The sequence below is a fragment of the Burkholderia sp. RF4-BP95 genome (assembly GCF_001521985.1).
GTDB lineage: Bacteria > Pseudomonadota > Gammaproteobacteria > Burkholderiales > Burkholderiaceae > Burkholderia > Burkholderia diffusa.
In genome coordinates, this window is record NZ_LOSX01000066.1 from 201,162 (window position 1) to 225,708 (window position 24,547).

Genomic DNA, 24,547 nt, shown 5'->3' on the forward strand with positions numbered 1-24,547 from the left:
GCTGCCGCTAGCGGCGCGGCGCGCGACCGGCCCGAATCGCAGTACGACCCGGCCGGTCTCACGATCATTGCATCACTTGCCGCTCGCGGTGGCCGCTTCGCGTTCGCGTGCGATCTCGGCCTTTTGCTCTTCCGCCGACGAACATGCGACCAGAATGCTGCAGTTCACGCGATCGAGCAGTTGCGTGTTGCCCGACCCCATCCACCATCTCGACAACCCGCTACGGCACCGATGGCCGACGACGACGAGGTCGGCCTTCAATTCCGTCGCAAGATTCGCGATTTCGTCGATCGGATAGCCGAATGCGAAATGGCCTTCCGCCTGAACGCCGCGCTCGCGCAGCCAGTTCACGCCTTCCTGCAGGATCTCGCGCGCGGTTTCCTCGAAGCGGCCGCACGCGACGTCGGTCAGCAACCCGGCGCTTTGCGCGATGCTCGAGCGCATGTCGACGACCGACAACAAATGCGTTTCCGCCTTCAGGTCGAGCGCGAGATTGGCGCCGCACCGCAGTGCCTTGCGTCCTTCGAGCGTGCCGTCGTAGCACAGCAGAATCTTGTTGTAGCTAGCCATGAAACCTCCCTGTCGCGACTACGTACCCTATGTACTCATCATGGTGCGCCGCAATTCCGGACGCAAGGGATGGAAAACGCTGATTCGCCACGCGGGGCGCGTCGGCGATGATGCGGTGCACGATCCGCGCGCGCATGCACCGTGCCGCGCGGGGCCGCCCTGAAGAGACGCAGCCGATGCACTAGAATGGCCCGTTCGTGCCGTCGACGTGCGTTCGCCTCGGTCATGCCCATGTGACACGCATTCATCCGATCCGTTCGCCGGCCGGCGTGCCCGACCGACCGACCGGCCGCGAAACGCGTCCGCGTCCGCTGATTACAACGACAACCTGCCCATGTCCGTTGCACCGATCGATTTCCGGAACGTCGAAAAGCGCTATGGCGACAAGCTTGTCGTCAATGACCTGTCCTTCCACGTGCAGGCCGGCGAATGCTATGGCCTGCTCGGGCCGAACGGCGCCGGCAAGACCACCACGCTGAAGATGCTGCTCGGCCTCGCGTATCCCGACGCCGGCACCATTTCACTCTGCGGCGAGCCGGTTCCGTCACGCGCGCGACATGCGCGCCAGCGCGTCGGCGTCGTCCCGCAGTTCGACAACCTCGACCCCGACTTCACGGTCCGCGAGAACCTGCTCGTGTTCAGCCGCTATTTCGGCATGTCGGCACACGCCGCACGCACGCTCGTGCAACCGCTGCTCGAATTCGCGAAGCTGGAAAACAAGGCCGATGCGAAGGTCGGCGAATTGTCGGGCGGCATGAAGCGCCGTCTGACGCTCGCACGCGCGCTCGTCAACGATCCCGACGTGCTGGTGCTCGACGAGCCGACGACGGGCCTCGATCCGCAGGCGCGGCACCTGATGTGGGAGCGGTTGCGGTCGCTGCTCGCGCGCGGCAAGACGATCCTGATCACCACGCATTTCATGGAGGAAGCCGAGCGCCTGTGCGACCGGCTGTGCGTGATCGAGGAAGGCCGCAAGATCGCCGAAGGCGCGCCGCACGCGCTGATCGAATCGGAGATCGGCTGCGACGTGATCGAGATCTACGGGCCGGAGCCGATCGCGCTGCGCGACGAACTGGCGCCGTTCGCGAAACACACCGAGATCAGCGGTGAGACGCTGTTCTGCTACGTGACCGATCCCGAGCCGCTCAGTGCGCGACTCAAGGGTCGCACGGGATTGCGTTATCTGCATCGTCCGGCCAATCTGGAGGACGTGTTCCTGCGGCTCACGGGCCGCGAAATGCAGGACTGATCGATCATGGACGTACGCAACTATTCCGCCGCCGCGCCGTCCGCACCGCCACGCGAATCACGCTTCGCGATCGCGCTGCCCGCGAATGCCACCAACTGGATTGCCGTGTGGCGACGCAATTACCTCGTGTGGCGCAAGCTCGCGCTCGCCTCGCTGTTCGGCAATCTCGCCGATCCGATGATCTACCTGTTCGGGCTGGGGTTCGGGCTCGGCCTGATGCTCGGCCACGTCGACGGCGTGTCGTATATCGCGTTCCTCGCGGCCGGCACGGTCGGTTCGAGCGTGATGATGTCCGCGAGCTTCGAATCGATGTATTCGGGCTTCTCGCGAATGCACGTACAGCGCACCTGGGAAGCGATCATGCACACGCCGCTCGCGCTGGGCGACATCGTGCTCGGGGAGATTGTCTGGGGGGCGAGCAAGGCGCTGCTGTCCGGCGTCGCGATCATGCTCGTCGCGGGCCTGCTCGGCTATGCGCGGTTTCCGTCGATGCTCGCGGCGCTGCCCGTCATCGCACTCGCCGGCCTCGCGTTCGCGAGCACGGCGATGATCGTCACCGCGCTCGCGCCGTCCTACGACTTCTTCATGTTCTATCAGACGCTCGTGCTGACGCCGATGCTGCTGCTGTCGGGCGTGTTCTTCCCGATCACGCAGTTGCCGCCGGTCGCGCAGCATGCGGCGCACATGCTGCCGCTCGCGAACGCGGTCGAACTGATCCGCCCCGCGATGCTCGGCCGGCCGGCGACGGACGTCGGCCTGCATCTCGCGGTGCTCGCCGGCTATGCGGTCGGCGGATTCGTGGTCTCCGCGTGGCTGTTCCGGCGGCGGATGATGCGCTGACGGCCGGCGCGCACGGCGCCCGCGCGATGCTGCGATGAAATGGCGACGACGTTACTCGTCGTCGTCGCTCCACGGGATCTCGACGTCGGTCAGGAATGCGACGGTCGCCAGCGGGCCGCCTTCCTGGCGGCCGAGCTTGCCGTCCGCGCGATGCCATTCGACGCGGAACTGCGTACCCGGATCGTCGGCGACGAGATAGACCGCGCGCAGCTCTTCCGCGTCGGCCTCGTCGACCGGACCGTCGAACGACACCAGCATCTTCTGCGGCCACAGGCCGTTCACCGGATCGTAAATGCGGTCGCCCTGCGGAATGTCGATGCTGGCCTCGACGCCGATCGTGGCGGAGGCTTCGATGATCATCGTGCCGAGTGCGTTCAGCACGGCAGTCGCCCGCGCGGAATTGGCCTGGCGGATCGCGAGATCGCCGCGCGTCAGCGCCTTTTCGAGTCGAGGATGAATCTTCGGTTGGGTCATGCGTTTTCCTGTTTGCTTCTTGTAAAGGGCACCGCGCGCGTGAAGCGGCGGCGCCGGATGAATACGACGGTCGCGCGGCGGGATCGGTCGGCGCGCGGCACTGCTGCCATCGCACAGGCCCGGTCGCCGGCAGCCGGGCCTGTCGCGCCCCGCGCGCCGACCGGGCACACGCGCCGGACTTGTCCGGCCGTCGCGCCCGATCGCCGTTCCGCCCGCGTGTCCGTCAGAACCCGAACGCGATCGCGAGCAACCCGCTCACGATCCCGAACACGACGACGAGGCCCGTGACGATCGCCAGCATGTACGGCTTGAACGAGCGCGCGAGCATCGCGAGCGACGGCACGCTGATCGGCGGCAGCGTCATCAGCAGCGCAGCGGCCGGGCCGACGCCCATGCCGAGCGACAGCATCGCCTGGATGATCGGCACCTCGCCGGCCGTCGGGATCACGAACAACGTGCCCGCGACCGCGAACGCGATGATCCAGCCGAGATGATTGCCGATGTCCGGGCCGATATGCGGAAACAGCCACGCGCGCGCCGCGCCGAGCAGCAGCACGAGCACGATGTATTCGGGCACGAGCCGCACGGCCATGCGTGCGAGCAGCTTCATCCAGCGGACGAACGGATTGCCCGCGGCGGCCTGCTCGGCCACCAGCGCGGCGAGTTGCGCGTCGTCGATACTGCGGTCCTCGGGACGCGCGATACGGTTCAGCAGATAGCCGATTCCGAACACCATCGCGACGCCGAGCACGAGCCGCAGCACGCTCCAGTGCCAGCCGAGCACGAAGCCCATGAACACCAGCGCGGCCGGATTCAGCACCGTGTTGCCGAGCCAGAACGCGACCGCGCCGCCCGGCGACGCGTGCCGCGCGCGCAGGCCCGCGACGACCGGCGCCGCGCAGCACGTGCACATCATGCCGGGCAGCGACAGCAGGCCGCCCGCGGCGACACTGCCGAAGCCCGTGCGGCCGAGCACGCGCGCGACCCAGTGCGCCGGCAGCAGCGCCTGCACGGCCGAACCGAGCAGCAGGCCGAGCACCATGGCCTGCCAGATCGCCTTGCCGTACGCCCACGCGTAGTCGAGCGCCGCCTTCAGCGACGGCTCGGGCGCGCTCGCCGAGGTGCCCATCAGGATCGACTGGCCGATCGAATGATGCTCCGCGGCGACGAACGCCTTGTTGTAATACGGGAACCATTTCACGTAGAACAGTCCCGTGACTGCGATCAGCAGGAAAGTCATCCAGCCGAGCGCCGGACTGGGTTGGGTGCGCGTGGTCGTCATCGTGTGGTGGTCGTAGGGTTGTTGTCGATGTCGGCTCGCGCCGCCGCGCCAGCCGTGGGCGATGCCGGCAGTCCGGCCTGCGCGAGCGCGTCGAGCAGCGCGCGCGCCTGGTGGCGCCCATCGGCCGCGTTCGGCCGGAAAGTGAACGTCAGTGCGCGATTCGGTTTGTCGTGCGACGAACGATAGGTGCGCGCATAAGCGGGATCGTAATGCTTGTCGATCAGCGTGCGGAACAGTTCGGTGCGCTCGTTCGCGTCGATCAGTGCGCTCCAGCGCGCGACCTCTTCACGGCTGTGCAGGCCGATCAGCCGTTCGAGCTGCGCCTTGAACACTGCCGGTTCATCGAACAGATGGGCGTAATCCTCGAGCAGGAAAGCGATACGTTCGTCGTGCGCTGCCTCGACCTGCACCCACGGCCCCGCGTGAAACGCGTCCAGCAATGCGAGCGGCAGCTGCACGAGCCCGATCTTGCGGCTTTCCGATTCGACGAACACCGGCCATGCGGGGTCGAAACGCTCGAGCGTGCCCACGAGCCCCGAATCGAAGGACTTCTGCGTCGGCTGCGGCACCCCCGGCAACGCACCGAGCAGCGAGCCGCGGTGGCATGCGAGCGCCTCGAGATCGAGCGTCTGTGCGCCTTCGTCGCGCAGCGCGTTCAGGAGCCGCGTCTTGCCGCAGCCCGTGTGACCGACGAGTGCGATGTAGCGGAACCGCGTCGGCAGCGTATCGAGCGTCGCGCATACCGAGCGGCGGTACGACTTGTACCCGCCCTCGAGCTGGCGCGCCTGCCAGCCGATCAGATTGAACCAGGTCGTCATCGAACCCGAACGCTTGCCGCCGCGCCAGCAGTAGATCAACGGCCGCCAGTTGCGCGGCCGATCGGCGAACGTGGTGTCGAGATGGCGCGCGATGTTGCGCGCGACCATCGCCGCGCCGACGCGCGTCGCCTCGTACGGCGACACCTGGCGGTACATCGTGCCGACGATCACGCGCTCCTCGTTGCTGAGCACGGGCGCGTTCAGCGCGCCGGGAATATGATCCTCGGCGAACTCGAGCGGCGTGCGCACGTCGATGATCTCGTCGAACTCGCCGGCGCGATCGAGGGTGACAATCAGGTTTTTCAATTTGGCGTCGAACAGGGGCGATGCGGCTCGGCGAGCCGCACGGGCACGGAAGGCGGATTCGCGATTATCTCATGCCCGGGCGTCTCGGGCCGCGCACGGCAACCGGCGGGGGCGACGCGCTACTCATCACGTCGATCAGATGGTCGCGAAACGCGCGCACCGACGCGGGCAGATCGCGCCCCGCCATGGTCTGCACCTGGATGCTCCGCTCGCGTAGCTGGGGATTCGTGACGGGCACGACGACGAAGCCGTCCGCGTCGAAACGGTCCCGCACCGACAGCAGCCCCGTGAACATCACCGCGCCGGTACGCTGCGCGTAGCGGTACATCGCCGCGGTGTTGTTGCTGGTCAGTTCCGGCTCGAGCATGAGCCCGTCGAGCACGCACGCGATGTCGATCAGCTGGCGCACCGTCGTGCCGGCCTCGGGCAGCACGTGCGGATGCCGCGCGACGTCGGCGAGCGACACCGAGTCGCGCGCCGCGAGCGGATGGTCGCGCCGCACGAGCGCGAAAACCGGCGCACGCTCCGTGTGTTCGACACGCACGCCCTTCTCCGGTGCCAGGCTGAACGTCAGACCGATGTCGGCATCGCCGTCGCGCACGCGCCGTGTCGCCTCCGCCGGCGACACGACCCACACCGAGAAATCGACGCCCGGGTGGCGCGCCTTGAAGCCTGCGAGCGCGCCCGGCAGGAAATCGATCGCGAACCCTTCCGAGCAGGCGATCTTCAACAGGCTGCCGTGCAGCGCCTCCAATCCGCCGATTTCCTTCATCACATGCTCGGCCTCCAGCAGGCTGCGCTGCGCGAAGCCCAGCAGCCGTTGGCCGGCCTCCGACAACGCCATCCCGCGCGGCCGGCGCTCGAACAGCGGCGCGCCGAGTTCGCTCTCGAGTTTCGCGATCTGCCGGCTGATCGCCGAGACGGCCACGTGCAGCCTCGCGGATGCGTCGCTGATCGACCCGGTGCGCGCCACCTCGACGAAATACCGCAACGCAAGACCATGCAGGAAAGCCGCCATCGTTCTGTCCCCTGGCCCGTCACCCAGGCCGCTACGCTTTGCCTTTTCGGCAAGGAAATGTTCGAAATTCGATCATTGTGACAAAAAAAACGGCTTTCTAGAATCGATCGCACTCTCGGCCGTGCGCCCGCACCCGCCGGAAAACCGATACAGGAGACACGTCTTGAGCCGTACCGCCGCCATCCAGCACGCGCTGAACCAGTTCGAATCCGGCGCGCTCTTCACGACCCTGAGCCGCCGCGTCGGCCTGCGCACCGAAAGCCAGGACAGCGGCTCGAGCGCCGCGCTGCGCGCCTACCTGACCGACGAGATCGCGCCGGAGGCCGCGCGTCTGGGTTTCACGTCGCGCATCGTCGAGAACCCCGTCGACGGCGGCGGCCCGTTCCTGCTGGCGTCGCGCCACGAGGACGACGCGCTGCCGACCGTGCTCGTCTACGGCCACGGCGACGTCGTGCGCGGCTACGACGCGCAATGGCGCGCGCCGCTGTCGCCGTGGACGCTGACCGTCGACGGCGATCGCTGGTACGGCCGCGGCAGTGCCGACAACAAGGGCCAGCACACGATCAACCTGGCCGCGCTGGCGAGCGTGCTCGCCGCGCGCGGCGGCCGGCTCGGCTTCAACGCGAAACTGCTGATCGAGATGGGCGAGGAAACGGGGTCGCCGGGCCTCGACGCACTGTGCCGCCAGGAGCGCGACGCGCTCGCGGCCGACGTGCTGATCGCGTCCGACGGGCCGCGCGTCACCGCCGAACGTCCGACCGTGTTCCTCGGCTCGCGCGGCTCGGTCAACTTCAAGCTGAGCCTGCGCGCACGCGATGGCGGCCATCACTCGGGCAACTGGGGCGGCCTGCTGCGCAACCCGGCGACCGTGCTCGCGAACGCGCTCGCGAGCCTCGTCGACGCGCGCGGCGCGATCCGCGTCGCCGGGCTGCGCCCGCCGCCGATCCCGGCCGCCGTGCGCGCCGCGCTCGCCGACCTGTCCGTCGGCGGCGGCCCCGGCGATCCGGCGCTCGACGCCGACTGGGGCGAGCCGGGCCTCTCCGCCGCCGAGCGCGTGTTCGGCTGGAATACGTTCGAGATTCTCGCGTTCAAGGCCGGCAATCCCGACCACCCGGTCAATGCGATTCCGCCCGTCGCATACGCGCACTGCCAGTTGCGTTTCGTGGTCGGCACCGACTGGCAAGCGCTGCATGCGCATCTGCGCGCGCATCTCGATGCGCACGGCTTCGCCGACATCGAGATCGACGTCGAACGCGGCGCGCCGGCGACGCGCCTGCCGCCGGACGATCCGTGGGTCCGCTGGGCCGTCGCGTCGCTCGCGCGCACGACCGGCAAGAAGCCCGCGATCCTGCCGAACCTCGGCGGCACGCTGCCGAACGAAGTGTTCGCCGATACGCTGGGGCTGCCGACGCTGTGGGTGCCGCACTCGTATCCGGCGTGCTCGCAGCACGCGCCCGACGAGCACCTGCTCGCGAGCGTCGTGCGCGAGGGACTGCAGATGATGGCCGGCCTCTTCTGGGATCTCGGCGAGGCCGCGCCGCCCGTTCGCCGCGCGGCACCCGCCGCGGCCGGCGCCGCCCTGTAACGCGCTTCGCCCCTTTCTCGGGACCTGCTCACACGATGAATACGACCACCCTGACCTCGCAGGACGCCGCGCGCCCCAGTGCCGCGAAGATCCGGCGCATCATCCTCGCCGCATCGATCGGCAATGCGCTCGAATGGTTCGACCTGATCGTCTACGGCTTTTTCGCGGTGACGATTGCCAAGCTGTTCTTCCCCACGACGAGCGAGGCGACGTCGCTGCTGCTCACGCTCGGCACGTTCGGGCTCTCCTACCTGATCCGGCCGATCGGCGGCTTCGTGCTCGGCGCCTACGCGGACCGCGCGGGCCGCAAGGCGTCGCTGCTGCTGTCGATCGGGATGATGATGGTCGGCACCCTGCTGATCGCGCTGATGCCGACCTATGCATCGATCGGCATCCTCGCGCCGCTCGGGATCATGCTGTCGCGGCTGATGCAGGGCTTTTCCGCCGGCGGCGAATTCGCGAGCTCGACCGCGTTCCTCGTCGAACACGCGCCGCAGCGGCGCGGCTTCATGTCGAGCTGGCAGTTCGCGAGCCAGGGCCTCGCGACGCTGCTCGCATCGGGTTTCGGTGCGCTGCTGACGTCGACGCTGAGCGTCGCGCAACTCGAAAGCTGGGGGTGGCGCGTGCCGTTCCTGTTCGGCCTCGCGATCGGCCCGGTGGGGCTCTACATCCGCCGCTACGTCGACGAGGGGGGCGAGTTCAAGACGCAGGCGCGCTCCGAAGCACCCGTGCGCGAGCTGTTCGCGGACCAGAAGATGCGCGTGCTGCTGGCGATCGGGGTGCTCGTGATCTCGACCGCGATCAACTACATGGTGCTGTACATGCCGACGTATGCGATCAAGCAGCTCGGGCTGCCGGCATCGACGGGCTTCGCGGCGACGCTCGCGACCGGCTTCGTGCTGACGCTCGTCACGCCGCTCGTCGGCCATCTGTCCGACCGCACCGGGCGGATCCGCGTGATGGCCGCAGCGGCCGTGCTGATGCTCGCCACCGTATGGCCGACGTTCGTGTGGCTCACGCATCACGCGTCGTTCGCGACGATGCTGGCGGCGCTGATCTGGATCGGGCTGCTGAAGGCGACGTACTGCGGCGCGCTGCCGGCGCTGATGGCCGAACTGTTTCCGTCGCAGACCCGCGCGACCGGCCTCGCCGTCAGCTACAACACGGGCGTCACGCTGTTCGGCGGCTTCGCGCCGTTCGTGATCACATGGCTGATCAGCGCGACCGGCAACCGGCTGTCGCCGGCGCTGTACCTGATGGGTTGCGCGGTGCTGAGTCTCGTCGCACTGCTGGTCGCGCGCACGCGGCTCGGGATGCGCTGACCCCGCGGCAATGCGCATCGGACGCGGCCCGTCGCGGCACCGTGCCGCGCGGGCCGCTCGCCGTTTACGGCGCCGGGTTCGGCTGCCGTTCGTGCAGCGCGTCGATCTCGGCGAGGATCTCATCGGACAGCGTCACGTCGATGCTGCCGATGTTCTCCTTCAGTTGCGCGAGCGACGTCGCGCCGACCAGGTTGCTGCGCACGAACGGCCGGCTGTTGACGAACGCGAGCGCGAGCTGCGCGGGCGACAGCCCGTGCCGTTTCGCGAGCGCGACGTAGCGCGACGTCGCCTCGACGGCCTGCGGCTTGCTATAACGCTGGAAACGCTCGAACAGCGTGATGCGCGCGCCGGCCGGACGCGCGCCGTTCTCGTACTTGCCGGACAGCCAGCCGAACGCGAGCGGCGAATACGCGAGCAAGCCGATGCCATCGCGATGCGTGAACTCGGACAGGCCGTTCTCGAACGTGCGGTTCAACAGGCTGTACGGATTCTGGATGCTGGCGATGCGTGGCAAGCCGAGCTTCTCGGCCGCGCGCAGGAACTGCGCGACGCCCCACGGCGTTTCGTTCGACACGCCGATCGCGCGGACCTTGCCGGCCTTCACGAATTCCGCGAGCACGCCCAGCGTTTCCTCGATCGGCACCGTGTACGCGTCGTCGACCCACGGATACGCGGGGCGGCCGAACGTCGTCGTGCTGCGATCGGGCCAGTGCAGCTGATACAGGTCGACATAGTCGGTCTGCAAACGCTTGAGGCTGCCGTCGAGCGCCTCGGTCAGGTTCTTGCGGTCGAACTGGTTGCCTTCGCCGCGAATATGGCGCGGATTGTGCGGCTGCCGCGCCGGGCCCGCGATCTTCGTCGCGAGCACGATTCGGTCTCGCTGCGCCCGATGCTGCGCGAGCCAGGTGCCGATGTACTGCTCCGTGCGTCCCTGCGTATCGGGCTTCGGCGGCACCGGGTACATTTCCGCGGCATCGATCAGCGTGACGCCCTGCCCGAGCGCGTAATCGATCTGCTCGTGGGCGTCGCGTTCAGAATTCTGCTCGCCCCACGTCATCGTGCCGAGACCGATCAGGCTGACCTCGATGCCCGAATTGCCGAGTGTGCGGTATTCCATGCTGTTCCTGTCGCGTCAGTGGAAAGCAGGAACGCTATCACATTGAAACGAACGCTTCAGATGGCCGGTGCGTTCGCTTACAGGCCGCCTGCGATGTGCGCTCGAGCTCGCTCATTCGGGGTACGGCGGCCTTCGCGGAGGCGTGCGCGGCCGCGGTCCGGATCATGCCGGACGAACCGGGCCGGCGTAACGACGCCGCCCGCTGCGTCACTGCGTCCGCTGAATGAAGCAGGTTGCCGATGCGTGCGCGACGATCTTGTCGTCCGGCGTCTTCAGCGTGCCTTCCGCCACGCCGAGCGAACGCGACAGGTGAATCACGCGCCCCTCCGCGATCAGGTCGACGTCGCGCGGCACGGGACGCAGCATTTTCACGTGGAGGTCGACCGTGCCGTAACCGACGCCCGCGTCGAGCATCGAATGCACCGCGCAGCCCGTGACGGAGTCGAGCACCGTCGCGGCGAACCCGCCGTGCACGCCGCCGAGCGGATTCAGGTGCCGGCCATCCGCACGCGCGGACATCTTCACGTAGCCGAGCTCGACGCCCAGCGGCCGCATCGGGATCGTTTCCGAGATCGACGCGAGCGGCAGATCGCCCGCCGCCGCCGCGCGCAGCAGTTCCAGACCGGACAGGGAAAGCGGATTCATCGGGTTGTCTCCTGATTGAAAGCGCGTCGCCGCGCGAGTAAGTTCTAAATTGGAACTGATTATTGACAACCGTGCCGGGCTTGTCAACGCAGCCACCGCCCGTTGCAACCGAAGGCAAGTTCTATAATCGAACCCGCTCTTTCACTGCACCGTCGCACGAGACTCGATCATGAAATGGGATGACATCGGCACGCTGAACTGTTCGGTCGCGCGCACGCTCGCCGTGCTCGGCGATCGGTGGACCATGCTGATCCTGCGCAACGCGTTTCTTGGCTGCCGCCGCTTCGATGCGTTCCAGATGCAACTGGGCCTCACGCGCCACGTTCTGGCCGAGCGGCTCGCGCGTCTCGTCGACGAAGGCGTGCTGGTCAAGCGCGCGTATCAGGAGCGCCCGCCGCGTTTCGAATACCGGTTGACGGAAAAAGGCCTCGACCTCTACCCGGCCCTGCTCGCGCTGATGACATGGGGCGATCGCTGGAAGGACGACGGCCAGGGGCCGCCGGTGCAATTGCGTCATCGAACCTGCGGTCAGTTGATGCATGCGGTCGCGGTGTGCTCGGCATGCGGCGAGCCGCTCGATGCGCACGACGTGCAGCCGGAGCCCGGGCCCGGATGGATCGCACGCGAGGCGGCCGACTGACGCATGGCGCGTAGCGAGGGGCGTGCGCGCATGGCAGTGCCGCACACGATGAACGTCATCACGTCGACGGCGCCGGACCGTCACACGATGTCGCGCATTCGCATCCGGGCGTGGCCGCGCCGCCGTGTCTGCGTTACACTCACGGCCCGCTGTCTCAAAACCATTCGCTGTCCAAGATGTTGTCGCGCCAACGCCTCGCTGCTGCCTGCCTCGCCGCTTCCCTGCTCGCCACGCCCTTCGCCGCCTTCGGCAAGACGCAAACCGAATCGCTGCTGCAGCAAGCGATCGACTTCATCGCGCAACTTCTGCCGGCCCCGACCCATGAGGCGCCCGCCACGCAGGTCGTCGAATCTGCGTTCTCGCCCGATGGCGGTGCCGAGGCGCTCGTCCTGAAGGCAATCGGCGCCGCGCGCACCTCGATTCGCGTGGCCGCCTACTCGTTCACGTCGCCGCCTGTCACCCGCGCGCTGCTCGCCGCGAAGCGGCGCGGCGTGAATGTCGCGGTCGTCGTGGACGACAAGGGCAATCGCGCGAAGAGCAGCAAGCAGGCACTGAACCTGCTCGTCAACGCGGGCATTCCGACACGCACGATCGACGCCTATGCGATCCACCACGACAAGTATGTCGTGGTCGATGCCGAGCACGTCGAGACGGGCTCGTTCAACTACAGTGCCTCGGCAGCCAGCCGCAATTCCGAAAACGTCGTCGTGGTCTGGAACAATCCGCAACTCGCGTCGCGCTACCTTGCGCATTGGCAAAGCCGCTTCGACCAGGGTACGCCGTACCGCTCGTCGTACTGACTCTTCGCGCATGCGATCGCCACGCGCCGTTCGCGTGCGGCGCGGCCGACGCGCATCGTTGCGTGCATTCGCGCCGTCATGTCGTCGATGATCGGTGCGTAGTGCATGCCGGTCAACCTGGCCGAATGGCCTGCACACCGGGCGCGACGGCGCCGCGATCGGTGAAATCGGTGGATGAAATCAGTGGATGTCGGCCGCCCGCTCCGCGATCTGCGTGGTCGCGGCACACCGGCTCGCATGCGCATGCGCATCGCTGGCCGAAGGCTTCGGTCGATCGCGAGTCCCGCCCGGCAGCGCACCGAGTACGCAGTCCGTACTGAAGGTCAGCGGGTTCTGAATCATCGGATAGAGCAGATACAGCGCCAACGCGAGATACCCCGCGTAGAGAATTCGAACCATGGTGCGGTGGATGAGCGATTGATCTTGCCCTGTTTACGGCATCGCACCGGAGAGCTTGAGCCGCCGGGCATCGAATTGCTTGTCCCGCAGCGACGCATGACATGCGAAGCGTTCGCGTCGCATCGCCATGGCAACGCCGCACAACACGGCGTGCAGCGCGATGGCGAATGCGCGATACTGTTCGGCGTGCGCGGCGAGTTCGGCAAGCATGCGCCGACGGCTTTCGCACGCGCCGAGCGACATCCAGACGATCGATGACCGGCTCCGCAGCCGGGACCAGAGACAAAGGCCAATGCAGATTGCTTCCAAACCGGTCGACGAGGCGGCCCGGCTCGAGACGCTTCATTCGTTGTCGATCCTCGACACGCCCCCGGAAGAACGGTTCGACCGCCTCACGCGCCTCGCGCGCCGGCTGTTCGACGTTCCGATCGCACTCGTCAGCCTCGTCGACGAGAATCGCCAGTGGTTCAAGAGTCATCCGGGCCTCGACGCCACGCAGACCTCGCGCGACGTCTCGTTCTGCGCACATGCACTGCTCGCGGACGAAACGATGGTGATCCAGGACGCGCGCAACGACGATCGCTTCCACGACAATCCGCTCGTCACCGGCCAGCCCGGCATCCGCTTCTATGCGGGCCGGCCACTTGCCGCGCCGAACGGCGCACCCGTCGGCACGCTGTGCCTGATCGACACGCGGCCGCGCGACCTCTCCGTCGACGAACTCGCGCTGCTCGGCGATCTCGCGCACATGACCGAACGCGAAATCGCGGCGCTGCATCTCGCGACGACCGACGAACTGACCCAACTGACGAACCGCCGCGGCTTCGAGATTCTCGCGCGCCACGTGCTGAGCCTGTGCGAGCGCATGGGCCGGCACGCGGTACTGCTGTTCTTCGACCTGAACGACTTCAAGGCGATCAACGACCGCTTCGGCCATGCCGAAGGCGACCGCGCGCTCATGGCCTTCGCGGACACGTTGACCGGTGCGCTGCGCGACAGCGACGTGATCGCCCGACTCGGCGGCGACGAATTCGTCGTGCTGTTGAGCGCCAGCGATCCGGCCGACGTCGGCGGGCCGATCGAGCGCGTCACGCAGGCGCTCGCGCTGCGCAACGCGGCCGACGCACGCGGCTATGCGATCCGGTTCAATGTCGGCTACGTCGCATACGATCCCGCGCGACACCGCGCGGTAGCCGACCTGCTCGAATCGGCCGATCGCCGCATGTACGAGGACAAGCAGCGCGGCAAAGCCGCCGGCGCCTGAACGCGGATCAACCGCTCGCCGATACGCGCGTCCGCCGCTGCCGCCAGCCGCGCTGGGTCCGATATGCGCCGTTCGGTCAGCTTCCGCACGGCGGCGCACTCGCCATCGCTTCCGCGATCTGCTCGGGCGTCAAGTCGCGCTGGTGGGTCGCGATCGACCAGCGATGGCCGAACGGGTCCTCTACCTGGCCGTAGCGATCGCCCCAGAACATATCGGTGGCCGGCATTCTGACGGTCGCGCCGGCCGCGACGGCCTGCGCGATCGCCGCATCGGTGTCCGGCACGAACAGGTGGAGGCAGACCGGCGTGCCGTTCAGCGTCTTCGGCCCGAGTGCGCCGTGCTCCGGCATTTCATCGACGAGCATCAGCGTCGAATCGCCGATTGCGAGGCACGCGTGCGCGAGCCGGCCGTCCGGGGTCGGCAGGCGAAACCGTTCGGTCGCGTTGAACGCACGCTTGTAGAAGTCGATGGCGGCGGCTGCACCGGCGCAGATCAGATGCGGGGTCAGCGTGCGCATCCCTTCCGGGATCGGGTTGACGGACGTGGCCATGGATGTCGCTCCTTCAGTCGGTTATCGAATCGGAAATCGGGACGGACGCACGATGCGCACGCCTCCGATGCCACGACGGACGGACTCGACGGAAATCGACACGCCTGCGGATATTTTTTTCTCAGATCTGCGGAAGGTCACGCAGCGTACGCGACTCGTTCGTCGCATCGATGTCGAGTTCGATCCCTTCCGACGCGTCGCGATAAAGCACGCGCTTCAGTCTCGGCCCCACCGCCGTCCCGTCCGCTTCGTCGAATACGGCGCGAACGTCGTCGCCGGCCGCAAGCGCGCGCGCAACTTCCCCCACCGACGCCTCGCTCGGCGTCGCCGCCCACGACCGGTCCGCCGGATTGACGGCCGCCCATCGCACGTGCGTCACACGTGCGCTGCGCACGTCGATTCGGACACCATTCACCGCGAACATCGACATCGGGATCTCCTTCGAAACGGTTGCGGCCGGACGAACGCCGGACGACGGAAGCCGACGATGGCGCGACAGCCCGCGGGTTCGACCGCCACCAGGCCGGCCTGACGCACGATCACCCCGCACGCGGCTTCGGCCAACGCGATTTTCGATGATACATTGGGACGCTTTGCAACCGTCAACAGACAATCGTGCACGGGAGAAACACATGACCGACGCCTGGGGAACCTTCCCTGCCAGAATGGGCGACCATCAGGCCTTCATCAGCTTCAATCACGGCTTTGCGGAAATCGCCGAAAGCGATCCGCGCACGTCGCTGCTCAGCGTGCGTGTCGCGCTCGAGCATCCGACACCCGACGGCCTGCCGAGCAGCGACGAGTTCGCCGGTCTCACGAACATCGAAGATCTGCTGGACGCCGCAGTGACCGCGAAAAACGGCGTGCAGGTCGGCCGCATCACGGTCGACGGCAATCAGGATTTCCTGTTCTACGTGCCGTTCGACGAGGAAACCGCGGGCGAGATCGTCGACTCGCTCGCCGAGCGCACGACCTACGCGCTTCAGTACGCATTCCAGGACGATCCGGACAAGGAAACGTACTGGCGCACGCTCTACCCGACCGACGACGACTGGCAACTGATGCGCGACATGCGCGTGCTCGAGGCGCTGCGGCAGAAAGGCGACGTGAGCGACGTGAGCCGGCGCGTGATGCACTGGGCTTACTTCCCTGAACCGAGCGACGCGCATCAGTTCGCCGACTGGGCCGAGTCGAAAGGCTATCTGGTCGAATCGGTCGCGCCGACCGAAGACGGCAAATCGGCCGTGCGGTTTGCGCACGAAGGCACGATGGCGCTGGCCGACATCACACGCCATACGCTCGAGATCAATCGCGAAGTGCGCTCGCTCGGTGGCGAATACGACGGCTGGGAAACCAGCGTCGAGCAAGCGGGCTGATCCCGCCGGCACGCGCGTTGCGCGCGTGTCGGATCTTGACGGGTCCGGTACAAAAAGCATCCCGGCAGCGCGACGGCGTGCCGCCGGGACCAAGGCATCGCCGGCCGTAACCGGCGATGGGCCCAGGCAACCGCCCAGGCACGAGGAAAGCGATTCATGCGGATCAGGCGAACGGATGCCGTGGCGCGAGACGCCGCCTGCCGAACGCCTGTCCGTTTCCGCCGACGCGGCTTGCATGCGTCGTGCGGGGAAAAAGCCCCCGCTCCTGCGCGAGCGAGCGGGGAAATGGTTGACCGGGCCGGGGTAGAACGGTCAACCGGCCAGATTGTGATCGTGGCCCGTGCGACCGTCTGTGCGGAAACTCACCCTTTCAAGCGGAAAGCTCGCGTGCCTGGTGCCGCGTGCGGCACGTCACGGTCCGAGCGCGACGCCGGCGGCCGGTGCGGCGATCATGACGACGAGCGACGCGCCCTTCCGGCTGACCAACTGCTCCGCCAGTCGACTATATTGGCGCGTGCGTCGTCCTCGTCGGCAAAATCGTTGCGTTTCAGGAAACGGTCGAGCACAACCCACGCGAACGTCTTGCCTCGCGAAATGGAATCCAGTTGCCAGTCGACCACGGCGACCCGCCCCGTTTCCCGCGTTTCGAGTGTCGACGTGAAGCGGTAATCGAGATATTCGATCTCAACCGGTGACATGATTTTCTCCGGCCAATCCGCCCTCTCGGTTCTTATGATGCGCCGCGCCAGGCCGGCGTCACGCGCTGCGTGAATCTTGTGTGAATTCGGGGCTGCAAGTCATTCCGGCAGGCAGTATCGCGATCTTCTCGCGAGCTTTTGACCTCGATTGAAAATACATGGCCGTCCGGTCGCGCTGCTACACTCCGGCCACAATAATCGCTGCCACACCCAAGGAAACAATGTCACTCGCCCGGGCACAACATGATGGTGTCGATGTCTGGATCATCCCGCTTTCGGGACATGCCGCCTATGCCTCCACGCATCTCAAGCGGGTATTCGCCTCCGACGACTCGCGCCATCGCGTCGTGACGGTCGACCTGACGAAGCTGCTCGCCTGCGCCGATCGCGACACGACCGACTATGTGCTGCCTTCGGTTGAATACTGGGCGCCCGGCAAGGCCGCCGGCATCCGCGCTTTCCTCGACCCGACCGAACCCCGTATTCCCGAGATGCCCTTCATCACCTTTCGCGAGACGAGAACGCGGACGCTGCTAGGCATCCCGGGCCTGTCGAAAGTCGGCGTCGCGTCGTTCCGGAACGGTCAGCATCGCGCGCGCTATCTGGCGTATGCCGGGGCGACGAGCCTGCCGGTCGAGGTGCATGAAACGGAGGCGGATTTGCTCGTGCGGTATTGCGGCGAATAAAGGACGCGGCGCCCGACCCTGTGCGGAACGGTTCATGACAAATATGCCGCCGGAAGGATACGGCCATGTGCGCTCTGTCAGTTCAACGTACACATGCGAGCGATGTGCTCCGCGTCATGTGACGTCGCGCTGCGCAGCGTGATGGTTCAGGTTGCCGGCATGCGCAGGTCGCTCACCATTGCGTAATGGAGGCCGGGAAAGTGCGGCAATCATGCGTCGCGAGCGATGTCGCACGACGGCCATGCAGGCAAAAAAATGTCCCGACGCCTTCCGGGTTGTCGGGACCGAACGGCCCTGCAAAGCTGAGGGCACGAGGAAACGAAATATTACATGAGTGTAAGACTGTAAGACTTTGTCGGTTAGCGCCAAGACACTGGCCTATTCCGCCAATCTGCAAGGCGGTCCAGTTGTCTCGTCGAGCAATGCCCGATGCAGTTGTTCCCGATACCGACAATGGCGAGTGTCGCGCGCTGGCATTCGGGACTTCTTACGCTTAAGAAGCGAAGCTGGTTTTCAACTCAGCGTCATGTGAGCCCGAATCACCGACCGGCGTTTGAAGAGTCAACACACAATGAGTCGGCGACGGTTTAGTCGCCTCTCAGTTTGCCCTCGGCGTCCTCTTGACGCGCGAGATGGGCCTCCCACTGCCTCAAACTCCAGAGGTGCCAATAGCGTGGATGGAACACCATCGCCCAGAAAGAGATATTGCGCGGCGGGCCGATTTTCCGACAGATTTTCGCCATTTGCTCTGTACGAAAATGATGTGCCAGCAATGGTGTTGCGCAGGAAATTATCAGTAATTCCAGCCAGAAATTCTGAATCATATTTTCAACTGAATGTGGCGAACTAGAAGAGTCAACATTCCCGTAGGTGGATCGCAACGGAGCTTATTCATGGCCTATGTATCGGCGCATCTCGGTTACTGCCTTTTTTCGAAGATCAAAATTTGCGATCGACCGAACATCAGCTTGAATCCCGTCAGGAGGCGGCTAAGGCTCGCAACGCCGGGGTATGTTCCCGCGGCAGTTCCACCCGTGACTTTCCGGGTCCACAGGATCGAGAAGGGTTTCAGGAGCAGGTAAAACGGGAGCAGCGCCATGCGCTTGCGGCGATCGATGCGGATATCCTTGAGCGTGCAGCCCATCGCACCAAACACATAGATCAGCTGAAGCGGCGTGAACGGACTCACGTGGCCACGATCGATCGACGCCCCGTGAGTCTGGCGCACACCACGCGCATCGAATTGGAAGAAAGTACCGGTAAAGAGAAACTGCAAGCGCGAGTGCAGATTCGAAACGTTCGGCGTTGAAACGATGATGGTGCCATTCTGCATCGTTACGCGAACCAACTCCGAAATGAGATTCACCGGATTCAGTACGTGCTCCACTCCTTCAAGGCAGGTGACTGCACCAAACTCGTCGCTCTGGAACGGAAGGGGGGCTTCCATGTCGGCTACGACGGAATCGTCGTAGCCATGGATGTCTGCCTGCACTACATCATGGCCCAGCGCATTCAATGATGCGGCGAACACGCCGGATCCTGACGGTATATCGAGGATTCTGGTCGTCCCGTGGCAACGGGTTGCGAAATACTGAAGCACCTGCTTCATGTATTCCGTTTGACCGTGAAGGTAGTAGCTGTAGTCGCGATGTTTCATTTTATGGTGCCGGCAGCGATAGGTATAAAGCTGTATACCAGCCGACAATTGCGACTCATATTGGATATGTCTGAAAAGTGATCCGTTTGACAGAAAAATGGGGGCGATCGTACTTTTCTTGGTATCGCCCCCAGGGTTGTGATTCAACGAGCCGCGTTTTCGCTGTATCGTCGCGTGCAGCAGAGGCCGCTGAAGCAGGCCGTGCCGAGCCGGCGAGACGCAGTGCTCTACGGTTGGCCGTCCAATATTCGTGTGGCTCAACTAGCATCCGAACCCTTCGATGGTTATGCGCTTGAATGTATGCACCGTCACGAAGTGCACGACAGAAGGCCAACTCCCGTATTCCAGACGAACTGGCTTGGCGCGCTGGTGGACCCGAAAATTCTGCCGCTTCTTGCTGATCAAGGCGGTGAATTGGATCGTTTCCCTCTGCCGGCCAACTGACATGCCGACATTGCGGAACGAGCGTCGGCATTGCACGCCGTGGGATTGGCACGCCCCGATATGTTCAACATGATCGAGCTAGGCTGCGCGTGCGGTTGCTGGATGAACAATACTGCCAAGACCGCCACGCGCACCCGCCGCAATGTGCATGTCGCAGGTATTGAGGGCCACGAAGGCCATCTTGAATTCGCTGGCGAGGCGCTCGCCCGCAATGGGTTCTCACCGGATAAATACACGGTGCATCGCGGCGTCGCAGCCGCGACCGCAGGAAGCGTGCTCTTCCCTCGTCAAGAGCACGCTGGCCACAACCGGGGGGACTCGAGCCGATTTTGCGGCGCTACAAAAGAACAGTAAGAGCAAGCCGCGGCGACCGGCAGTCATGACATCTTGCCTATGATCTCGTTGGAGGCGGAAATCGGCGACCAAGATCATATCGGTCCCTTGCATATCGACATCCAGGGCGGGAAGGCAAACTTGATCGAGTCGCGCCTCGGTCTCCGCAACGAGAAGGTCGCCTATGCTCTGATCGCCACGAGCTCGAAGAGCATCGAAGGGCGGCTATATGCCACTCTGACGCCCGCCGGCCGGTTGATCGAAATTGAAAGGCCGGCTTTCTATGAAGTCAGAACTGGATACCTGCGTTGAGCGTGGACGGCGTACAACCGTGGCGCAATCCGCGCTTTGTCCCACCAACAAGCGTTCAGTAGAACGTGGTGCTGCAGCATCGAGAGATGTACGAACTGGGAAAAACACATCGACACTATGATCGACGGAAGATTAAAGCAGTAGACGCGACGGCGTGAATTCCGGAATTCATACCGTGGAAAGCAAAACAGGCGCCGAAGCGCCTGTTTTGTTTGAGAATTTTGGGGTGGCTGATGGGACTCGAACCCACGACAACAGGAATCACAATCCTGGACTCTACCAACTGAGCTACAGCCACCACTGATACTGCTTTGTTTCTTCGCTGTTTCGTTTCGTGTTCAGCAGCGAAGAACAAGATTATACGAAGACTTTTCCATCTTGCAAAGCATTTTTTTCAAAATTTTCGAGAGCGTCGTTCAGATGCGTGCGCGCCTCGTCGAACACGGCCAGATCGCCGCGCGCGAGCTTCTTGTTGTCCGACAGCACGCGACGCCAGCCGCGTGCCCCCGCGACGCCGCGATACAGCCCGAGTGCGTGCCGGACGATCGCGCCGAGATACGTGCCGCGCTTCAGTTCCGCCGCACAGTATTCGATCAGTTTCGCCTCGGCCTCCTCGCGCGTCGGCATCGCCGCTGTCGACCCATAGAAGCGCGCATCGACGCCCGCGAGCACGTACGGGTTGTGATATGCCTCGCGGCCGAGCATCACGCCGTCCACATGTTCGAGATGCTGCGCGACTTCGTCGAGCGTCTTGATCCCGCCATTGATCACGATCTCCAGCGACGGGAAATCGCGCTTCAGCTGATACGCATAGTCGTACTTGAGCGGCGGAATCTCGCGGTTCTCCTTCGGAGACAGCCCCTTCAGGATCGCGTTGCGCGCGTGCACTACGAACGTCTCGCAGCCGGCCTCAGCCACCGTGCCGACGAAGTCCCGCACGAACGCATAGTCCTCGACCGCGTCGACCCCGATCCGATGCTTGACCGTGACTGGCACCGACACCACATCGCGCATCGCCTTCACGCAATCGGCAACGAGTTGCGGCTCGTTCATCAGGCACGCGCCGAACGCACCGCGCTGCACGCGCTCGGACGGACAGCCGCAATTCAGGTTGATCTCGTCATAGCCCCACTGCTCGCCGAGTTTCGCGGCACGCGCGAGATCGTCCCGTTCGCTGCCGCCCAACTGCAGCGCGACCGGCGATTCGTTCGGCGTGAACGCGAGATGCCGCTGGGCGTCACCGAACAGCAGCGCGCCCGTCGTGATCATTTCCGTATACAGCCACGTGTCGCGCGTCAGCGTGCGATGAAACGACCGGCAATGACGGTCGGTCCAGTCGAGCATGGGCGCCACGGAAACGCGGCGGGGAGGAAGCGAGGACGAAGCGGACATGGAATTCGGGGCAGCAAGCGGCGCGGGAAACAACCCCACATTTTACCGCAACGCGACCCGGCCGGCCCGGCAGCCTGACTAGACCGGCCCGCCCTCGCCCAGTTCGGCGTCGACGGCCCGCCGCGCCTCTTCGAGTACGCGCTCGATCACGCGGCGTTCGGTCAGCAGCATCCCGTCGACTTTCACGAGCCGCCAGTCAATCCGCACGGCCGCGCCCTGCAGCACGCGGTAGTGCGCATGCTCGCCGTCCCACACCTGCTCGGTCTTCACCTCGATCTCGTAGCCGCGGTACGGCTCGCTGAAATCGCCGAGATCGCTGCCTCTCGGTTCCATCGCTCGCTCCGTGGCGACGCACGCCGGGCCGCCTCGGCGGCCGGCGCCGTGCGCTCAATCGTATTCGTTAGACAAAACGGATTTGCCGTCGGCGGTCAGGTCGACGCGGTCGGCCGCCGCCTGATAGATCAGCCCTTCGTTCAGCAACGCATAGACGACGTCGTCGAACGCGGCGGGAACCGGCCGGGTGTCGCCGAACTGGTCGATCCACTTCAGCGCCTCGATGGCTTCGGGAGAAAGGATGGGGGTCATGCGTTGGCCTCCGGCGTCGGTGTCGTTCCATCCTAGCACTTCGTCCGGACGGCGAATACCGAGGCAAACACGCGACGAAAATGCCGGGCGCGACGGATGGCCGGTTGGCCCGTCCGCGGCACCCGGCATCGGAGACACGCTCAGAGGCGCGCGATCGACACTTCGGTGGATTTCACGAGCGCGACGACTTCCGCGCCCACCTTCAGTTCAAGTTCGTCGACCGAACGCGTCGTGATCACCGACGTGACGATGCCGAACGGCGTCTCGACGTCGACCTCGGAGACCACGGGCCCGCGAATGATCTCCTTCACCTTGCCTTTGAACTGGTTACGCACGTTGATTGCAGTGATGCTCATCGGGTTGATCGCTCCGAAGAAAAAAGTCTGAGAGCGGGCGGCCGGTGCCGCCCGGATTTAAACGGCCCAGCGAATCTGCCCGACCGGTCGTACGTGATCGACCTCATGTGCCGCGTCCTGCTCGGCGCCACCTTGCCCGCCGGCGAGCACGCGTTGCAGTACGCGATCTTCGAGCGCCGCGAACGCGGCCGACGCGCGTGCACGCGGCCGGTCGAGCGGCACCGGCTGATCGAGAGCGACGCGACCTTGCTCGATCAACAGGATCCGGTCGCCGAGGGCGACGGCTTCCTGCACGTCGTGCGTGACGAGCAGCGCGGTGAACCGGTGCTCGCGCCACAAACGCTCGATCAGCGCATGCATCTCGATGCGGGTCAGCGCGTCGAGCGCGCCGAGCGGCTCGTCGAGCAGCAGCAGTTGCGGTCGGTGCACGAGCGCCCGGGCAAGCGCGACGCGCTGCCGCTGGCCGCCCGACAACTGCGCGGGCCAGTCGTTCGCGCGCTCGAGGAGCCCGACTTCGTCGAGCACCGCGCGCGCCTGATCGCGTGCCCCGCGGCCCAGGCCCAGCATCACGTTCTGCAGCACGGTCTTCCACGGCAGCAATCGCGCATCCTGGTACATGATTCGCGTGTCGAGCGTGCCGCCCCCCTCGCCGCGCGTCACGAGCGCACCGCTGCTCGGCGCCTCGAGTCCCGCGACGAGGCGCAGCAGCGTGGATTTCCCGCAGCCGCTGCGACCGACGATCGCGACGAAGCTGCCGCGCGCGATGCCGAGTTCGACGTTGTCGAGCACGGTGCGCGCGCCGAAGCGCTTGCTGACGCCCGACAGCGTCACCGCGTCGTCCTGTATCGGGCCGCCCGTGCGCCGCCGGGCAAGCGGAACGACGGATGCGCCGCCGTCCCGATCGACGATCGCCGCATGACGTGCGTCGTCGTCCGTCACGCGTGCCTGCGCCAGTTCGGCCTCGAGGTCTGCGCCGGCGAGCGGGCCGTAGGCGGCCGCCGAAGTCGTCGCATTCATGCCTTTGCTCCAGATTGATAAGCGGGGTGCCAGCGCAGCGTCACGCGCTCGATCCATTTCGCCAGCACGTCGGCCAGCTTGCCGAGCACCGCATACAGCAGGATGCCGACCACCACCACATCGGTTTGCAGGAATTCGCGCGCGTTCATCGTCATGTAGCCGATGCCCGACTGCGCGGAGATCGTTTCCGCGACGATCAGCATCACCCACATCAGCCCGAGCGCGAAGCGCACGCCAACGAGAATCGACGGCAATGCGCCTGGCAGGATCACGTCGCGATACAGCGCGAAGCCGCGCACGCCGTAACTCTTCGCCATCTCGATCAGGTTCGCGTCGACCGAGCGGATCCCGTGATACGTGTTGATGTAGACCGGAAAGAACACGCCGAGCGCGACGAGAAACAGCTTCGCCTTCTCGTCGATGCCGAACCACAGGATCACGAGCGGAATCATCGCGAGCGCGGGGATGTTGCGGATCATCTGGATCGTCGAATCGAGCGCGACCTCCGCTGCTTTCGACAAGCCGGTCGCGAGCCCGAGCGCCAGGCCGACGCCGCCGCCGATCGCAAAGCCGAACAGCGCGCGCCAGGTACTGACCTTGACGTTCGCCCACATCTCGCCCGACGTCACGAGCGACCACGCGGCACGCACGACCGCCACAGGCTCGGGCAGCACGCGGGTCGACAGCCAGCCGACGCGCGCGCCGACCTCCCATGCGGCCAGCAGCGCGAGCGGCACGAGCCACGGCGCGATGCCGCGCCAGGCGCGGGCGGCCACGGCCGCGCCGGTCGTCGACGTTTTCGTTGTCATCAC

The 24,547-nt window shown here is 65.6% G+C and carries 32 protein-coding genes and 1 tRNA gene; 13 read left to right on the forward strand and 20 right to left on the reverse strand.

Going from position 1 to position 24,547, the window contains the following annotated elements; genetic code table 11:
* Positions 1-72: 72 nt before the first annotated feature.
* The gene (locus tag WS46_RS22040; RefSeq protein ID WP_044843612.1) at positions 73-570 is read right to left on the reverse strand and encodes a universal stress protein; all 498 of its coding nucleotides are present in this window, start codon (positions 568-570) and stop codon (positions 73-75) included.
* Here WS46_RS22040 and WS46_RS35570 point away from each other — a divergent pair.
* From WS46_RS35570 to WS46_RS22050, 3 genes are all read left to right on the forward strand, one after another.
* Complete coding sequence (locus tag WS46_RS35570; RefSeq protein WP_156443169.1) at positions 569-733, forward strand: hypothetical protein; 165 nt, start codon at positions 569-571, stop codon at positions 731-733. The two genes, WS46_RS22040 and WS46_RS35570, sit on opposite strands and share 2 nt — an antisense overlap.
* Positions 734-904: 171 nt before the next feature.
* A complete protein-coding gene (gene nodI / locus WS46_RS22045; protein ID WP_059691757.1) occupies positions 905-1,819 on the forward strand; it encodes a nodulation factor ABC transporter ATP-binding protein NodI in 915 nt (304 codons plus the stop codon).
* 6 nt (positions 1,820-1,825) lie between these two features.
* A complete protein-coding gene (locus WS46_RS22050) occupies positions 1,826-2,659 on the forward strand; it encodes an ABC transporter permease (RefSeq protein ID WP_059524486.1) in 834 nt (277 codons plus the stop codon).
* A gap of 51 nt (positions 2,660-2,710) precedes the next feature.
* On the opposite strand, the gene WS46_RS22055 is transcribed toward WS46_RS22050, so the two are convergent.
* The 4 genes from WS46_RS22055 to WS46_RS22070 all read right to left on the reverse strand — a co-directional run bounded on the left by WS46_RS22055 (position 2,711) and on the right by WS46_RS22070 (position 6,557).
* On the reverse strand, positions 2,711-3,133 hold the full coding sequence (locus tag WS46_RS22055; protein ID WP_059691758.1) for a hypothetical protein: 423 nt from the start codon (positions 3,131-3,133) through the stop codon (positions 2,711-2,713).
* A 223-nt stretch (positions 3,134-3,356) separates the two neighbouring features.
* On the reverse strand, positions 3,357-4,415 hold the full coding sequence (locus WS46_RS22060) for a permease (protein WP_059691759.1): 1,059 nt from the start codon (positions 4,413-4,415) through the stop codon (positions 3,357-3,359).
* Positions 4,412-5,539, reverse strand: a complete 1,128-nt coding sequence (gene mnmH, locus WS46_RS22065; RefSeq protein ID WP_059691760.1) for a tRNA 2-selenouridine(34) synthase MnmH — start codon at positions 5,537-5,539, stop codon at positions 4,412-4,414. Before mnmH ends, WS46_RS22060 begins: the two co-directional genes overlap by 4 nt.
* Positions 5,540-5,603: 64 nt before the next feature.
* Entirely contained in the window at positions 5,604-6,557 is a 954-nt protein-coding gene (locus WS46_RS22070) for a LysR family transcriptional regulator (protein WP_059691761.1), read from the reverse strand.
* Between the two features lie 163 nt (positions 6,558-6,720).
* On the opposite strand from WS46_RS22070, the gene WS46_RS22075 reads away from it, so the two are divergent.
* Positions 6,721-8,142 carry a M20 family metallopeptidase gene (locus WS46_RS22075; protein ID WP_059691762.1) on the forward strand — a complete coding sequence of 474 codons (1,422 nt, stop codon included), beginning with the start codon at positions 6,721-6,723 and terminating at the stop codon, positions 8,140-8,142.
* A gap of 35 nt (positions 8,143-8,177) precedes the next feature.
* Positions 8,178-9,464, forward strand: coding sequence for an MFS transporter (locus WS46_RS22080; RefSeq protein WP_059691763.1), 1,287 nt, complete (start codon positions 8,178-8,180; stop codon positions 9,462-9,464).
* Positions 9,465-9,528: 64 nt separating this feature from the next.
* Here the strand turns inward: WS46_RS22080 and WS46_RS22085 are convergent, their stop codons facing one another.
* Together WS46_RS22085 and WS46_RS22090 are read right to left on the reverse strand one after the other, a co-directional pair.
* Positions 9,529-10,581, reverse strand: a complete 1,053-nt coding sequence (locus tag WS46_RS22085) for an NADP(H)-dependent aldo-keto reductase (protein WP_059691764.1) — start codon at positions 10,579-10,581, stop codon at positions 9,529-9,531.
* Positions 10,582-10,788: 207 nt separating this feature from the next.
* On the reverse strand, positions 10,789-11,226 hold the full coding sequence (locus WS46_RS22090) for a PaaI family thioesterase (RefSeq protein WP_059691765.1): 438 nt from the start codon (positions 11,224-11,226) through the stop codon (positions 10,789-10,791).
* A 169-nt stretch (positions 11,227-11,395) separates the two neighbouring features.
* On the opposite strand from WS46_RS22090, the gene WS46_RS22095 reads away from it, so the two are divergent.
* Together WS46_RS22095 and WS46_RS22100 are read left to right on the forward strand one after the other, a co-directional pair.
* On the forward strand, positions 11,396-11,866 hold the full coding sequence (locus WS46_RS22095) for a helix-turn-helix domain-containing protein (RefSeq protein WP_059691766.1): 471 nt from the start codon (positions 11,396-11,398) through the stop codon (positions 11,864-11,866).
* Positions 11,867-12,042: 176 nt separating this feature from the next.
* The gene (locus tag WS46_RS22100) at positions 12,043-12,666 is read left to right on the forward strand and encodes a phospholipase D family protein (protein ID WP_059691767.1); all 624 of its coding nucleotides are present in this window, start codon (positions 12,043-12,045) and stop codon (positions 12,664-12,666) included.
* A gap of 180 nt (positions 12,667-12,846) precedes the next feature.
* On the opposite strand, the gene WS46_RS22105 is transcribed toward WS46_RS22100, so the two are convergent.
* Together WS46_RS22105 and WS46_RS22110 are read right to left on the reverse strand one after the other, a co-directional pair.
* On the reverse strand, positions 12,847-13,065 hold the full coding sequence (locus WS46_RS22105; RefSeq protein ID WP_059524507.1) for a hypothetical protein: 219 nt from the start codon (positions 13,063-13,065) through the stop codon (positions 12,847-12,849).
* Positions 13,066-13,098: 33 nt separating this feature from the next.
* The gene (locus WS46_RS22110; protein WP_059691768.1) at positions 13,099-13,308 is read right to left on the reverse strand and encodes a hypothetical protein; all 210 of its coding nucleotides are present in this window, start codon (positions 13,306-13,308) and stop codon (positions 13,099-13,101) included.
* A 49-nt stretch (positions 13,309-13,357) separates the two neighbouring features.
* Between WS46_RS22110 and WS46_RS22115 the strand changes: the two genes are divergently transcribed.
* The gene (locus WS46_RS22115) at positions 13,358-14,329 is read left to right on the forward strand and encodes a diguanylate cyclase (protein ID WP_059691769.1); all 972 of its coding nucleotides are present in this window, start codon (positions 13,358-13,360) and stop codon (positions 14,327-14,329) included.
* 76 nt (positions 14,330-14,405) lie between these two features.
* Here the strand turns inward: WS46_RS22115 and WS46_RS22120 are convergent, their stop codons facing one another.
* Both WS46_RS22120 and WS46_RS22125 read right to left on the reverse strand, forming a co-directional pair.
* On the reverse strand, positions 14,406-14,879 hold the full coding sequence (locus WS46_RS22120) for a VOC family protein (protein WP_059524512.1): 474 nt from the start codon (positions 14,877-14,879) through the stop codon (positions 14,406-14,408).
* A 121-nt stretch (positions 14,880-15,000) separates the two neighbouring features.
* Complete coding sequence (locus WS46_RS22125) at positions 15,001-15,309, reverse strand: hypothetical protein (protein ID WP_059691770.1); 309 nt, start codon at positions 15,307-15,309, stop codon at positions 15,001-15,003.
* Between the two features lie 202 nt (positions 15,310-15,511).
* On the opposite strand from WS46_RS22125, the gene WS46_RS22130 reads away from it, so the two are divergent.
* The gene (locus tag WS46_RS22130; RefSeq protein WP_059691771.1) at positions 15,512-16,255 is read left to right on the forward strand and encodes a DUF695 domain-containing protein; all 744 of its coding nucleotides are present in this window, start codon (positions 15,512-15,514) and stop codon (positions 16,253-16,255) included.
* 449 nt (positions 16,256-16,704) lie between these two features.
* Here the strand turns inward: WS46_RS22130 and WS46_RS22135 are convergent, their stop codons facing one another.
* Entirely contained in the window at positions 16,705-16,953 is a 249-nt protein-coding gene (locus WS46_RS22135) for a hypothetical protein (protein WP_059691772.1), read from the reverse strand.
* A 221-nt stretch (positions 16,954-17,174) separates the two neighbouring features.
* On the opposite strand from WS46_RS22135, the gene WS46_RS22140 reads away from it, so the two are divergent.
* Positions 17,175-17,639, forward strand: a complete 465-nt coding sequence (locus WS46_RS22140) for a hypothetical protein (RefSeq protein ID WP_059691773.1) — start codon at positions 17,175-17,177, stop codon at positions 17,637-17,639.
* A gap of 919 nt (positions 17,640-18,558) precedes the next feature.
* On the opposite strand, the gene WS46_RS22145 is transcribed toward WS46_RS22140, so the two are convergent.
* Positions 18,559-19,296 (reverse strand): bifunctional 2-polyprenyl-6-hydroxyphenol methylase/3-demethylubiquinol 3-O-methyltransferase UbiG, encoded by a 738-nt coding sequence (locus WS46_RS22145; RefSeq protein WP_059691774.1) that lies wholly within the window; start codon positions 19,294-19,296, stop codon positions 18,559-18,561.
* 222 nt (positions 19,297-19,518) lie between these two features.
* On the opposite strand from WS46_RS22145, the gene WS46_RS36540 reads away from it, so the two are divergent.
* From WS46_RS36540 to WS46_RS36550, 3 genes are read left to right on the forward strand one after another with little or no spacing between them, the layout of a single operon-like run.
* Entirely contained in the window at positions 19,519-19,740 is a 222-nt protein-coding gene (locus WS46_RS36540; protein WP_257130031.1) for a hypothetical protein, read from the forward strand.
* A gap of 60 nt (positions 19,741-19,800) precedes the next feature.
* Positions 19,801-20,094, forward strand: coding sequence for a hypothetical protein (locus WS46_RS36545; protein ID WP_257130032.1), 294 nt, complete (start codon positions 19,801-19,803; stop codon positions 20,092-20,094).
* A gap of 39 nt (positions 20,095-20,133) precedes the next feature.
* Entirely contained in the window at positions 20,134-20,385 is a 252-nt protein-coding gene (locus tag WS46_RS36550) for a hypothetical protein (protein ID WP_257130033.1), read from the forward strand.
* Positions 20,386-20,607: 222 nt separating this feature from the next.
* Here the strand turns inward: WS46_RS36550 and WS46_RS22155 are convergent.
* The 7 genes from WS46_RS22155 to ssuC all read right to left on the reverse strand — a co-directional run bounded on the left by WS46_RS22155 (position 20,608) and on the right by ssuC (position 24,544).
* Positions 20,608-20,683, reverse strand: a tRNA-His gene (locus WS46_RS22155).
* A gap of 59 nt (positions 20,684-20,742) precedes the next feature.
* Positions 20,743-21,729: a tRNA dihydrouridine(20/20a) synthase DusA gene (gene dusA, locus WS46_RS22160; RefSeq protein WP_059691775.1), complete on the reverse strand. Its 987-nt coding sequence runs from the start codon at positions 21,727-21,729 to the stop codon at positions 20,743-20,745.
* 126 nt (positions 21,730-21,855) lie between these two features.
* A complete protein-coding gene (locus WS46_RS22165; protein WP_059524526.1) occupies positions 21,856-22,110 on the reverse strand; it encodes a hypothetical protein in 255 nt (84 codons plus the stop codon).
* Between the two features lie 54 nt (positions 22,111-22,164).
* The gene (locus WS46_RS22170; RefSeq protein ID WP_059467585.1) at positions 22,165-22,362 is read right to left on the reverse strand and encodes a hypothetical protein; all 198 of its coding nucleotides are present in this window, start codon (positions 22,360-22,362) and stop codon (positions 22,165-22,167) included.
* A 140-nt stretch (positions 22,363-22,502) separates the two neighbouring features.
* Positions 22,503-22,718 carry a molybdopterin-binding protein gene (locus WS46_RS22175; RefSeq protein WP_006400187.1) on the reverse strand — a complete coding sequence of 72 codons (216 nt, stop codon included), beginning with the start codon at positions 22,716-22,718 and terminating at the stop codon, positions 22,503-22,505.
* 57 nt (positions 22,719-22,775) lie between these two features.
* Entirely contained in the window at positions 22,776-23,735 is a 960-nt protein-coding gene (locus tag WS46_RS22180; RefSeq protein ID WP_059691776.1) for an ATP-binding cassette domain-containing protein, read from the reverse strand.
* The gene (gene ssuC / locus WS46_RS22185) at positions 23,732-24,544 is read right to left on the reverse strand and encodes an aliphatic sulfonate ABC transporter permease SsuC (protein ID WP_059691777.1); all 813 of its coding nucleotides are present in this window, start codon (positions 24,542-24,544) and stop codon (positions 23,732-23,734) included. Before ssuC ends, WS46_RS22180 begins: the two co-directional genes overlap by 4 nt.
* Between the last annotated feature and the right edge of the window lie 3 nt (positions 24,545-24,547).